This window comes from Bacillus sp. NPDC077411 (genome assembly GCF_044543425.1).
Lineage (GTDB): Bacteria > Bacillota > Bacilli > Bacillales > Bacillaceae_G > Bacillus_A > Bacillus_A bruguierae.
On the sequence record NZ_JBITWA010000001.1, the window covers coordinates 21574 to 33727 of the forward strand.

11 protein-coding genes and 1 riboswitch are annotated in these 12154 nt (G+C 35.3%); of the genes, 4 read left to right on the forward strand and 7 right to left on the reverse strand.

Features of this window, described 5'->3' with window-relative positions:
* Positions 1–16: 16 nt before the first annotated feature.
* Together ACIGHG_RS00080 and ACIGHG_RS00085 are read right to left on the reverse strand one after the other, a co-directional pair.
* The gene (locus tag ACIGHG_RS00080) at positions 17–2530 is read right to left on the reverse strand and encodes a zinc-ribbon domain-containing protein (protein ID WP_396546583.1); all 2514 of its coding nucleotides are present in this window, start codon (positions 2528–2530) and stop codon (positions 17–19) included.
* A gap of 117 nt (positions 2531–2647) precedes the next feature.
* Positions 2648–3253 (reverse strand): recombinase family protein, encoded by a 606-nt coding sequence (locus ACIGHG_RS00085; RefSeq protein ID WP_336471673.1) that lies wholly within the window; start codon positions 3251–3253, stop codon positions 2648–2650.
* Positions 3254–3770: 517 nt separating this feature from the next.
* Here ACIGHG_RS00085 and ACIGHG_RS00090 point away from each other — a divergent pair.
* Positions 3771–4418, forward strand: a complete 648-nt coding sequence (locus ACIGHG_RS00090; protein WP_396546585.1) for a hypothetical protein — start codon at positions 3771–3773, stop codon at positions 4416–4418.
* A 308-nt stretch (positions 4419–4726) separates the two neighbouring features.
* Here ACIGHG_RS00090 and ACIGHG_RS00095 read toward each other — a convergent pair whose 3' ends face one another.
* From ACIGHG_RS00095 to ACIGHG_RS00115, 5 genes are all read right to left on the reverse strand, one after another.
* Complete coding sequence (locus ACIGHG_RS00095) at positions 4727–5230, reverse strand: DUF2716 domain-containing protein (protein ID WP_396547164.1); 504 nt, start codon at positions 5228–5230, stop codon at positions 4727–4729.
* An 87-nt stretch (positions 5231–5317) separates the two neighbouring features.
* A complete protein-coding gene (locus tag ACIGHG_RS00100; RefSeq protein ID WP_396546587.1) occupies positions 5318–5992 on the reverse strand; it encodes a hypothetical protein in 675 nt (224 codons plus the stop codon).
* A gap of 495 nt (positions 5993–6487) precedes the next feature.
* Positions 6488–6733: a cytoplasmic protein gene (locus ACIGHG_RS00105; protein WP_090912454.1), complete on the reverse strand. Its 246-nt coding sequence runs from the start codon at positions 6731–6733 to the stop codon at positions 6488–6490.
* A gap of 282 nt (positions 6734–7015) precedes the next feature.
* Positions 7016–8347 carry a xanthine permease PbuX gene (pbuX, locus tag ACIGHG_RS00110; protein WP_336471813.1) on the reverse strand — a complete coding sequence of 444 codons (1332 nt, stop codon included), beginning with the start codon at positions 8345–8347 and terminating at the stop codon, positions 7016–7018.
* On the reverse strand, positions 8347–8940 hold the full coding sequence (locus ACIGHG_RS00115; protein WP_396546589.1) for a xanthine phosphoribosyltransferase: 594 nt from the start codon (positions 8938–8940) through the stop codon (positions 8347–8349). The genes pbuX and ACIGHG_RS00115 overlap by 1 nt, the downstream gene beginning before the upstream one ends.
* Before the next feature lie 108 nt (positions 8941–9048).
* Positions 9049–9150: riboswitch (purine riboswitch) on the reverse strand.
* Positions 9151–9764: 614 nt separating this feature from the next.
* On the opposite strand from ACIGHG_RS00115, the gene ACIGHG_RS00120 reads away from it, so the two are divergent.
* The 3 genes from ACIGHG_RS00120 to ACIGHG_RS00130 are packed head-to-tail and all read left to right on the forward strand — an operon-like array spanning position 9765 to position 12061.
* The gene (locus tag ACIGHG_RS00120) at positions 9765–9911 is read left to right on the forward strand and encodes a cytochrome c oxidase subunit 2A (protein WP_090912460.1); all 147 of its coding nucleotides are present in this window, start codon (positions 9765–9767) and stop codon (positions 9909–9911) included.
* Between the two features lie 30 nt (positions 9912–9941).
* A complete protein-coding gene (locus ACIGHG_RS00125) occupies positions 9942–10415 on the forward strand; it encodes a cytochrome c oxidase subunit II (protein WP_336471668.1) in 474 nt (157 codons plus the stop codon).
* Entirely contained in the window at positions 10412–12061 is a 1650-nt protein-coding gene (locus ACIGHG_RS00130) for a b(o/a)3-type cytochrome-c oxidase subunit 1 (protein ID WP_396546592.1), read from the forward strand. The genes ACIGHG_RS00125 and ACIGHG_RS00130 overlap by 4 nt, the downstream gene beginning before the upstream one ends.
* The last annotated feature ends 93 nt before the right edge of the window (positions 12062–12154 follow it).

Here is a 12154-nt window from a genome sequence, read left to right on the forward strand (position 1 = left end):
CATCCATCAATCTTTTCTAGCTATGTTCACCTTTTTTTCTGCGCAATTTATAACAATGTGGGCAACCACTTCCTCTAGATCTGGAATTAATAGTTGCTTCCCATTCGTGCCCTTTTTGACACACCCACCAAACTTTTTTTGTTGAACCTGCTAGAACATTACTAGGTGTTAATGGCGAATTTTTTATAGGATGCCATTCTTTTGAAAGTAATGGTTTAGTTGTTGTAAGGCAATTATCTGAACAAACTTTTCGATTAGAACAGTATGGACAGCCTTGTTTGTGAGTAGTCCTACTATTCACAGACGTTTCCCATTCATGTCCTTTTTTACACTTCCACCATACTTTCTTTATACTTCCATAGGTAACTTCGTAAGGGGTTATATTTATGTTTTTATTATAATCCCATTCTTTAACGAGATCAGGATGTGTGATAAAAAGATTATTTTCTGGACTAGCTTTTAAACCTAAACAGTACGGGCATTTCTGATTTCTCGCTGTTCTGTGGACAACTCTATTTTTCCATTCATGCCCCTTTTTACATTTCCACCATATTCTACGTGATGAACCTGCCACAACATCTTTAGGGCTAAGGCTTCCATTTTTATCATAATCCCACTCAGTAGCAATTTCTGGATAAGTAAATACTAAGGAGTTTTCTGGACTTGTTTTTTTATTTATGCAATAAGGGCAACGTGTTTTTCTATTTACTCTACTATCCACAGCAGCTTCCCATTCATGGTCTTTTGTACATTTCCACCATACTTTCTTTTTTGACCCTTTTAATATCATGTGTGGAAGCAAGTCACCATTTTTATAAGGGTGCCATTCCATTACTATCTCAATTTCTGAAGCTACTGTTTTTTCTATAGGTAAATTTCCCATTTGTTTAACAATCGAACCATAATCTTTATTAAGGTTTATTTCTATTTTATTTTCTACATTAAGATGTCTTAATAATTTATGGAGAGAGACCTCAATATTTAAAATATCCTTATCATCTTCAATATCGATTAATAAGCAATTGTATTTTTCTATTTTAGGTGCTTCAGGATTTCTAATTCTAATTAATTGAATCCTCGCATCATACAGTTTTTTATTTTTTGAAATATCTCTTTTTACATTTTCCTCTTTACTATGAAAGTAAAGTCCATCATATTCGATAGCTACACGTCTAGAAGGTATAAAAACATCTATTTCTAATTTATTTTCAAATAAATAACGATTTACAGCGTCAGGAAATAATTGTTTTATGTAAAAAAAGATAGCTTGTTCAGGGAATGAAGTAGCTCCAAAGCATTTAGGACACTTGGAACTTTTGTAAGTTCGATTATTAATTGATGCTCTCCAACTATGGGCTTTGTTACATTTCCACCACACGATCTCCATCGATCCAGGGAGGAACTGCTCTGGTTTTTTGGCTTTATTTTTTTGATAATCCCACTCATTTGCAACTTCAGGGAACTTAATTAATAAAGAGTTTTCAATCAGTACCTTTTTCCCTGCACAATATGGGCATCCTTGACCTCTTATTCTACTCGCAATTTGACTTTTGTAAGTGTGACCACAAGTTCCAATCCACCAAACGCTTTTCCCAGATGATGGTGTAAATTCTGATGGTCTTAAATTGGAATTTTTCCCGACATCCCACTCCGCTGCTATTAATGGATAAAACTTTTGAAGGTTATAGTCAGCAGAAGCCTTTTTCCCTGCACAATATGGACAGTTAGTTTTAGACTTTGTTCGATTTCTAACAGGTATTTCCCATTCATGTCCTTTTTTACATTTCCACCAAACTCTTTTTGATGAATTGCAATATACTTCTTCTGGAAAAAGACCTACGTTTTTAGTATAATTCCACTCTTTTGCTATCTCAGGATAAACAGCTTTAAGATTGTTATCTTCAGAAATATACTTACCAGAACAATAGGGACACCCGTAACCACGAGTCCTTTCTGACACTGCAGTTTGCCATTCATGTCTACGCTTACATAACCACCATATTTTTTTAGATGATTTAGCTGAAACATCCTGTGGTCTTAATTTATCATTTTTATTTGGATGCCACTGATTAGCTATTTCTGGATATTTTTCATAAAGGCTATTTTCCTTTGTAAGCTTCCTTCCCGTACAATACGGGCAGTTCCTTCCTCTTGATCGTTCGGAAATTGTTGTTTGCCATTCATGTCCCTTGGAACATGTCCACCAAACCCTTTTTTTTGAACCAGCTGTAAAATTATTTGGCAATAAATCACCATTTTTTGTTGAATGCCATTCTTTCACTAATTCGGGATATTTAACTTTAAAGGAGTTTTCATTATTTACTTTTTTCCCACTACAATAAGGGCAACCTGTAGCTTTTTTATTTGTTCGTTGAGATACAACAGTTTCCCATTCATGCCCTTCCGAACAAACCCACCACACTCTTTTTCCTGAACCATAGGTAACATCTGAAGGCTTTAATTCACCGTTTTTTGTTGGATGCCACTCTTTACTAACATTCGGAAAGTAATCTGAAAGAAATTTTTTCATTTATATCCCCCCTCTTGCAAGTATAATAAATAATTGTCTACTGTAGAGATGCCTACTTATAGGCCCAATACCAGCGTTGCTGTAACCAGGGAAAAAGTAATTTGTTTGTAAATAAGATTATTTTCTATTTTCATATCTTTTGACTACCCTATAGAATGTCGGGCTAGTCATATTACATCTTCTCATTGCTTCTAATGCTGAAATTTCGCCTTTTTTCCACTCTGTGTAAGCTGCAATAAATTCTTCAGTAATTTCAGTTCTAGGTCTTCCTAAATGTTTCCCTTGTTTCTTAGCGATTTCAATTCCTTCTCGTTGACGAGTCTTAATTTTTGTTCGTTCCTCTTCAGCAAGCCAAGAAAGAATTTGTAATACAAGGTCTGTAATCAAATTCCCTAAACTATCCTTGTATTGTGTCGTATCAAGCAAAGGCATATCCAAGACAATAATGTGTGCTTGAATATTTTTTGTGATGTCTTTCCACTCCTGAAGGATGGCTTCTTTATTTCTTCCAAAACGATCAAGTGAATGAACATATAAAATATCCCCTTTTCTTAGCATTCGTTTTAAAAGTTGATATTGTTCTCGATTAAAATCTCTACCACTTTGTTTATCGATAAAAATGTCCCGTTCATCTTCTATATATTGCTTCATAATTTCAAGCTGTCGGTTTTCGTTTTGATCTCTACTACTTACACGTATGTACCCAAATTTTCTAACATTCATATTTTAATAACTCCTTTATCCTTTCTATAAATTTATTATAACAAATTTACTTCAAAAGGTGTTTATCTTTTAGAAGTACTTCGAATGTTTAGTTTTCAATGTTTTGAAGCAATGTTTTTCATAGATATCTCGATACTTCAAAAGGTGCACCTTTTGAAACGTATAAATTATCGAAAACAACATGATAAAAGCAGAGACATATATTCCTTAGATAACACACTTAGGTTGCAAGCTATTTTCGGATATCCTCTTCGAACTACATCAGCTTATTACTACAGATTTCATCGCTTTATCGCACTAAAACACACCATTTATTTGAGTCGTGTCGGAAATTTACTGAATGCTTGTTTGTGGATGAGAGTGGTTTCTGTATTAGACCAATTCACTAACACGTAACTCCATGAAGGTTTACATCATATTGACAAAGTATCCCTAAAGAATGTCAAAACACCTTACAACTCAGACTAAAATTGGTATAATTTGATAAAAAGGGAGGAGATAAGGTTTGTTTATTTACATGTACCTAATTGGATTATTAGTAGGACTTGGATGTTATTCACTTACATATCTTTTTGCAAAAGACACTGATAATTCGAGAAGAGTTATAGTCGTTTTTATAATTGGAGCGATATGTTTATTAGGGAGTCTTATCATCATTGGCGGATTTGCAGGGATGCCTTTTGGTGTTCTAAGTGTAGGAATTTTTACTGTATCTATTTTATTGGCTTTTTTTGGGGGGAATTCATTATGGAAAAAGGCAATCTATACTATCATTATTTCTTGTGTTGTATTATTTGTTTCTTTTGATTACCTAAATAAGGTAGATTATTGGGTAGGAAAAAAAGTAAACTATGGTGATGAAGTGGACTTATATTCACAACAACTGCAAAAACACACAAATATTAAAGGGTATAAAACCTTTACAGTTTCTGAGGGGGATAAAGCAATTGTACTTTCTTTAGGTGAAAAAATGGCTGGAAACAACATTGAGGTTTTAGATGTAAAGGAGAAAGCAAATACAACAATAATCAAAATAAGAACCTTTTATAATCAATCAAATGAGAAAAATCCTTGGATTATGATTGGTCTGAATAGGTTAAAATCGAACATTGTGATAATGGATACCGATGGAACTATATACAAAGAAGTAGGAAAAGCAGATTAACTGTAGAAGGAATTTGTAAACCAAACTCCTTTTTTAGTTGTCGATAACTAACTGAGTGGTCATAAGAGGCTTATATAATGCACTCAGATTGAATACCAAATACAAACTAGATTAAAAGGGAAAACGGGAGGAGAGACTTCTCAAAACACCACCACGAGCCATTTTGAGCGTCTGTGAGCGTGTGTGCTTTATGAACTCTCTAAACTTCCAATTAACAGGTTCAGTTTTAGGGTACAAAACAGAATTACTCAGAGAAATCACCTTTGTAATAGCACTAAAGCAAACCATTAGCTTAATAAAGTTCAGTACTATCCCTTTCGTAATATCGTATTAAACATTCTAGGTTTATGTTTATCAAAAGCCTGTAACAGTTCTACCCCGAAAACAGCTATAGTACTTTCCCAAGGGTTTCCCAAATATGCCCATTCAAGATTTTTATGAATAAAGAAATAGTAATCCCCATTAGGAAAAATAGGTATTGTCCATTCACCGAATTCATCTTTCGTGAATTCTAAATATGGATTTACCCAATAACAATCATGTTGCCAATCTAATGCGTAAATATATTCGTTTTTTTGTGTAACTTCTTGAAAAGCCAGCAGTGCTTTTTCCTCTAGGTCATTATAAATATCATCATACTCATTCAAATTACCAGACCAATTGAGATATTTTGAAATATCATAAGTAATAAATGGACTTGGTACGTTAAAAGATGGGAATTGGGAAACACTCGGTTTAAACTTGAATTCTTTATATATTCTATCCCATATAATTTCGTACTCTTTATTAGATAACTCAATCCAATTTTTAATTTGAATGACCACCTTTATATTCCTTTTAATTAAATTAATTATAGCATTTCTTCTTCAACTGCCCCGTTAGTCCAATAACAAATTTAGTTAATAAATATATCTAAAAGTCTCATATTTTCCAAACTTGATAGCAGTTTCAAATTTTTCCCCACCATTTTTATCTTTTAACATAGCATCCATCTTATCATCTTTAATATTGTAATGTCTCTTGTTTAGAAAACCTACACTTCGGATTGTTGGATGGTCTAATATCGGTGATAAGTCTCCATCTAACACATTAGTATCAACAAATCGAAATTCAATTAGCTTAGGAAATTGATTTAAAAAATGCAAATTCTCCAGATTACCGCAAGAATTAAGGCAAAGAACTCGAAGGTTTTTCAAAGAGAATAATTCCTCATTTGGGACGAATTTTTTTGATTGATTAATATGTAAATGTTCTAAAGTATCTGCTAATCCAGACAAACCAAAATCATTTTGTAATTTAGTACAATAGTGTAATTCTAGCCTTTTTAAATTAGTCAATTTTTCTATTCCGATGAAATTATGTATATTCGCCCAAGTTAAATCGAGATAGAGAAGACTTTCTGGAATAGATAAATCAACTAAATTATGTAATTTACTTTTGTGATACCAAAGAGTTAAATATTCAATATTTTCATGATTCATCTCATTAAATTTAACTTCTTTTAAGTTTAAGTAAGCGTGAAGATTATCTGGTATTTGCTCAAACCAAATCGTATTATTTCTCCAGTTATCCATTTTCAATCGCCCCTACATCTTAATTGGTGGTAGTACTTATCTGAATTTGATTATCAATTTATTTAAAATTAACATATCATATAAGTTAATATTTCTTATTCAACTATCTTGCTCATTAATTTAAGTATATTCTTTCATACTATATATTTAAAACGGGGTTTATTTACCTTTTTTGTTTATATGAACTTGAATTACTCAATAAATAGTAGATTAACAGCATTATATAAGCAATGATTTAGGCTTACATGATGCTAAGCATAACTTATATAAAGAGAGGAGATACCTCTTAAAACGCCTCCACGAGCCATTTTGAGCATCTGTGGGCGTGTGTGCTTTATTGACCTCCGCTATGCTTCCGAAGTGGTTCTAATAGACAGGAAAAAGGACTTGGAGAGTATCAAGTCCTTTAAGATTTGTTGTTCAACTCTTGCACCCGTTAGTGAAATAATAGCTTCTAAGCAACAATCAGCTGTTAGTAGTTAACAAGCCTGTATACTAAAACCACTCCTTATGCATTCCTTTTAAAAACAATTTTGTGATTGGAAATCCAGAACTCTCCCCTATAACAGAATCAATTCCACAATAAGGGCAAACTGCTGTATCTTCATCATCCCACCACTCATCAATTTCAGTGGGAATAAATATTTTTAAACAATAAAAGCAACCACATATGATATCCTTTTCTAAATCTTTTCTATTCTTACTGCAAAAATGATGTGCCTCTTTAAAATGTCTTTCCATCACTATATCCCACCTCTGTTATCATATCCCTGTTTTCTATTTTACACTTGAATTATCCTTTGTCTTTCTTCCACCAACCTGCCACATTAGCACAATAAGAAAAATGCGTCTCCACTTATTGTAGAAACGCACCTGTTAGTTCAACAACACGAACACTAATTCTTTTTCTTTTCATAAAAAACACTACCTCTAAATTCATTCCAAAAGGAAAGAAAATATAGACGACGTTTTAACATATTTTAGACGGTAATATGTTGGATAAAGATATATTATTTAATCCGTTCAACCTGCAAAATTTGCTACGCTTTCTTCTCCCTTAGCAACTTGTTCCTCTTTTACTTTCATTTGCCTTTGCGGAATCATATGAAACACAATATTTAAAAGCACTGCTGATGCACTTCCTAATACAATTCCGTTATCTGTTAAAATACGAATACTCTCTGGAAACTGTGAGAATAATGTTGGTACAACTGTTACGCCGAGCCCCATTCCAACAGAACACGCAACAATTAATAAGTTTTCCTGCTTCGCAAAATTAACATTGCTTAACATTTTAATCCCATATGCCATAACCATTCCGAACATAGCGAGCATAGCACCGCCTAATACTGGCTTTGGAATAATTGTTGTTACTGCTGCAATCTTTGGAATAAATCCAAGTACAATCAGCATACCGCCGCATGTGTAAATGACAACACGATTGCGCACACCAGTTAGTTGGACAAGACCTACATTTTGTGAATATGTCGTATACGGAAATGCGTTAAAAATGCCACCTAACACCATTGCAATCCCTTCTGCGCGGTATCCCTTCGCTAATTCTTTTTCACCAATTTCTTTGTTGCAAATATCAGATAGTGCAAAATACACACCTGTTGCTTCAACAATTCCTACGCAAGCAACGAGAATCATTGTAATGACCGGTGTTAATTCGAATGTTGGTGTACCAAAGTAAAATGGCTGCACGCCATGAAACCAATCCGCTTCTGCTACAGCTTGTAAGCTTACCTTTCCCATTAACGCAGCAATTGCTGTACCAAATAATAATCCTAATAAGATAGAAATAGAACGAATGAAACCATCAAAAAAACGGTACATGATGATAATAAATAACAATACTCCGAATGCTAATGCTAAATTAGATACACTACCGAAGTCTTTACTTCCTACACCGCCAGCCATATCGTTAATCGCAACTGGAACTAATGTAACTCCAATAACGGTTACAACTGAACCGGTAACAACTGGCGGAAACAGTTTTACAAGCTTTCCAAACACACGAGCAAATAACACAACGAAAAGTCCTGCTGCAATAATAGAACCGTACACAGCAGATACCCCGTACTGCTTACCAATTGCAATCATTGGTCCAACTGCCGTGAAAGTGCAGCCTAACACTACTGGAAGTCCAATACCAAAGAAACGATTTGTTAACGCTTGTAAAATCGTCGCAATTCCGCACATTAATAAATCAATTGATACTAAATACGTAAGCTCACGCTGATTCAATCCAAGTCCTCCGCCAACAATAAGCGGTACGATAATTGCCCCGGCATACATCGCCAGCATATGTTGAATACCAAGAGACGCAATTTTAAAAGGATGTTGTTTCATCATTCTACCTCCGCTACCACGCGTTCCACAAAACGAACTGTCCCGTTATCAAGCGATGCAATTTCCGCAAGCGATTCTATGCGAACACCGCTCTCACGTAATTTACTTCCTCCATCTTGAAATGCTTTTTCAATTACAATTCCGATACCTGCTATCGTTGCTCCAGCTTGTTCTACTAGACTCATTAAACCAAGTGCTGCCTGACCATTTGCTAAAAAGTCATCAATAATAAGAACGCGATCGTCTTCATTTATATATTGTTTCGATATAGAGATTTCGTTCGTTTCTTGCTTTGTATAGGAATATACTTTTGCAGTATACATATTATCTTGTAATGTTAACGATTTACGCTTTCTCGCAAAAACAACCGTTACACCAAATTGTAATGCAGCCATCACAGCTGGAGCAATTCCTGAAGACTCAATCGTCACGATTTTTGTAATCTTATCGTCTTTAAAACGCCTTGCAAACTCTTTTCCGATTTCTTGCATAAGCACTGGATCAATTTGATGATTTAAAAATGCATCTACTTTTAACACATCATCTGATAATACTTTTCCTTCACGCATAATTTTCTCTTGTAATAATTTCATAGTTTGTTCCTCCTCTTATGCAAATAAAAAACTCCAAAAGCAGCCTTCACCCAATACAAGTGAGAGACGTGCTTTTGGAGCCTCGCAAAAAAAGAATGCAACTATAGCAGTATATTCGTCCTCACTCATAGTCGAAGCATTTACGGTACCTCGGTAGAAACTTGCAGGCCATATCCCTGCGATTATATGAGTGTTGCTAACTTATTTCATTTTATAGAAGGATTATAACGTACATTTTTCACTTTGAAAAGCATTTCTTTAAAAAACACGTACAAAAATTCGTTACCGACCAATTTTGTTCGTTTTTTGTAACCCCTTCCATTCCATGATAATCATTCACCATTTTCGACATCTTTGTCTAGCTCCAGCGGCTAGAACATTCGGTGGCTTCGCGTCTTGTTCTGAGCGAGCCGCTTCCGCTTTTCTTTATAAGTCGCTGCTACGCAGAATACAACATGACCGCTACTTACTTTCTCCTTTTGTTTGAAACCTTGCATGTGGTAAAAAAAAGCCCTGATCGTTTCTATGCATGGCCAGATGCTCTCGTCCGCCTAAAAGGAAAGAGGATTTTTATGTCGATTTTTTAATTTGCATTTCTATAATTTCCTTAATAAAATCGCAAATCCAACATTCACTTCACATTTTTTTCACATTTAACCATCACAAAATCGGTAATAAATCATGATTTATCAACTTTTCATCATGAACATAGTTTTAATTATATCAATGAACAATTTTTGAAAGCCACGCTGGCGATATGGAAATTGTCGGAATCTTTCGTATGATAAAAATATAAGATTCACTTTCTCAAGGAGGGAGAGCACATGGGAGAACGTAATTTACAACAATCAGTGAAGAGAAAACAAAAGGAGAGTTCACTCAAAGGTACATTAATTTTTGTTTTTTTACTTGGTTTCTTTTTAATCTTCACATGGTTTAGTGTATATCAAATTTTTTTAAATCGATTGTAGTGTTACTCAGAAACAAGGGGGAGATGGGATATGCACTTGCATAAGTATGAAAAAATTTGGCTCATTTTTGGTGTTGGTTCATTATTTGTATTTTTAGCTGTAATTGGAGTAAGCGCATTTTATATGGGAAACCAGCCACCTAGCTGCTTAACGACAATCGATCCAGAAAAAGTAAATGCGACTGCTCCCTTTGATCATCCTGGTGTAAAGCAAGTTGGTAAAGATCATTATCAAGTAACAATTGTCTCACAAGCATTTTCCTTTACACCAAATGTCATTAAAGTCCCAAAAGGAGCCAAAGTTGACTTTGTTGTCGCGACGAAAGATGTTGTACATGGCTTTGAAATCGCGGGAACAAATGTGAATATGATGGTTGAGCCCGGCTATGTGAGCACAGCTTCTCAAGTGTTTCAAAAAGCTGGTGAGTATTTAATCGTATGTAATGAATATTGCGGAACAGGCCATCATATGATGAGTGCGAAAGTAGAGGTGACTGACAAATGATTGCACTGCAAGATAAAATAAGTAAACGAGATGCAAATTTAGCAATGGCTCATATACATGTTGCATTTATCGCTCTATTCTTAGGAGGGGTATGCGGGCTATTACAAGTACTTGTCCGATCTGGAAAGTTTAATCTTCCAGCTGGAATCGGTTATTATCAAGTGTTAACAACACACGGCGTATTACTAGGACTCGTATTAACAACATTTTTTATTATCGGCTTTTTATTTGCTTGTATGAGCAAAACAACAGGAACGTTTTCAAAAGGAGTGCGCAGGACAGGTTGGATTGGTTTTTGGCTTATGACAATTGGGACCGCCATTACTGCTATTTTTATACTATTAAATAAGGCTACCGTTCTCTATACATTTTATGCTCCGTTAAAAGCTCATCCTGGTTTTTACATCGGTCTTACCCTCGTTATTGTCGGCAGTTGGTTTAGCGGTTTTGCAATGTTTGCTCACTATCACACATGGAAAAAACACAATAAAGGAAAAGTTGGTCCCTTACTGAGCTTTATGGCTGTTATTACAATGCTACTTTGGCTCGTTGCAACTCTTGGCGTTGCTGCAACAGCACTCGTACAATTCATTCCTTGGAGCTTAGGCATTGTTGATAAAATTGATGTTCTTGTTAGCCGAACATTATTCTGGTACTTCGGCCATCCACTTGTCTATTTTTGGCTTCTTCCTGCCTACATGGCATGGTATGTCATTATCCCAAAAATTATTGGTGGAAAAATTTTTAGTGATTCTCTCGCTCGTTTATCATTTATTTTATTCTTATTGTTTTCCGTTCCAGTTGGATTCCATCACCAATTAACAGAACCAGGTATTGACCCAGGGTGGAAATACTTACAAGTTGTCTTAACATTCATGGTTATCATCCCATCATTAATGACTGCATTCTCTCTATTTGCATCATTTGAACAATATGGACGTTCAAAAGGAGCAACTGGCCTATTCGGCTGGCTACGTATGCTTCCATGGTCCGACGCAAGGTTCTTTGCACCGTTCGTTGGAATGCTTATGTTTATTCCAGCAGGAGCAGGCGGGCTAGTGAATGCAAGTCATCAATTAAACCAAGTGGTTCACAATACAATTTGGATAACAGGACATTTTCATTTAACGTTGGCTACATCTGTCGTACTAACATTCTTCGGCATTGGCTATTGGCTGATTCCCCACTTAACAGGACGTGTTATGACAAAAGAAATGAATCGCCTTGCAATGATTCAAACTTGCATATGGACACTTGGAATGCTATTCATGTCCGCTGGGATGCACTTCGCTGGATTATTAGGAGCTCCGCGCCGCTCTTCTTTTTCCACATACGGCAATGCACCGCAAGCAGTTGAATGGATACCATATCAAATTGCCCAAGCAGTTGGCGGCACGATTTTATTTGTCGGCATTATTTTAGCTATCATTATTTTCTTAGACCTTGCTTTCTTCGCTCCAAAAGGCCATACTGAATTTCCGGTTACAGAAGTATCTGATGCATCTGATCAACCACCAATTGTCTTCGAGAATTGGAAACTATGGCTCGGCATTACAGCACTGCTTATTTTATTCGCGTACACGATTCCGTTTATAGATATGATTCAAAATGCTCCGCCTGGTTCGAAAGGGTTTAAATTGTGGTAAGTAAAAAGCAGAGGGGTACCCCTCTGCTTCATTTCAAGCGTAACGATTTCATCCATGCACCTGCAGACTTAAATCGAATTCATCTTATGTTAA

Excerpts from the sequence above, each read along its gene's own strand:
- ACIGHG_RS00080 (WP_396546583.1), bottom strand. The coding sequence starts at position 2,530 with ATGAAAAAATTTCTTTCAGATTACTTTCCGAATGTTAGTAAAGAGTGG.
- ACIGHG_RS00085 (WP_336471673.1), bottom strand. The coding sequence starts at position 3,253 with ATGAATGTTAGAAAATTTGGGTACATACGTGTAAGTAGTAGAGATCAA.
- ACIGHG_RS00090 (WP_396546585.1), top strand. The coding sequence starts at position 3,771 with ATGTACCTAATTGGATTATTAGTAGGACTTGGATGTTATTCACTTACA.
- ACIGHG_RS00100 (WP_396546587.1), bottom strand. The coding sequence starts at position 5,992 with ATGGATAACTGGAGAAATAATACGATTTGGTTTGAGCAAATACCAGAT.
- ACIGHG_RS00105 (WP_090912454.1), bottom strand. The coding sequence starts at position 6,733 with ATGGAAAGACATTTTAAAGAGGCACATCATTTTTGCAGTAAGAATAGA.
- pbuX (WP_336471813.1), bottom strand. The coding sequence starts at position 8,347 with ATGAAACAACATCCTTTTAAAATTGCGTCTCTTGGTATTCAACATATG.
- ACIGHG_RS00115 (WP_396546589.1), bottom strand. The coding sequence starts at position 8,940 with ATGAAATTATTACAAGAGAAAATTATGCGTGAAGGAAAAGTATTATCA.
- ACIGHG_RS00120 (WP_090912460.1), top strand. The coding sequence starts at position 9,765 with ATGGGAGAACGTAATTTACAACAATCAGTGAAGAGAAAACAAAAGGAG.
- ACIGHG_RS00125 (WP_336471668.1), top strand. The coding sequence starts at position 9,942 with ATGCACTTGCATAAGTATGAAAAAATTTGGCTCATTTTTGGTGTTGGT.
- ACIGHG_RS00130 (WP_396546592.1), top strand. The coding sequence starts at position 10,412 with ATGATTGCACTGCAAGATAAAATAAGTAAACGAGATGCAAATTTAGCA.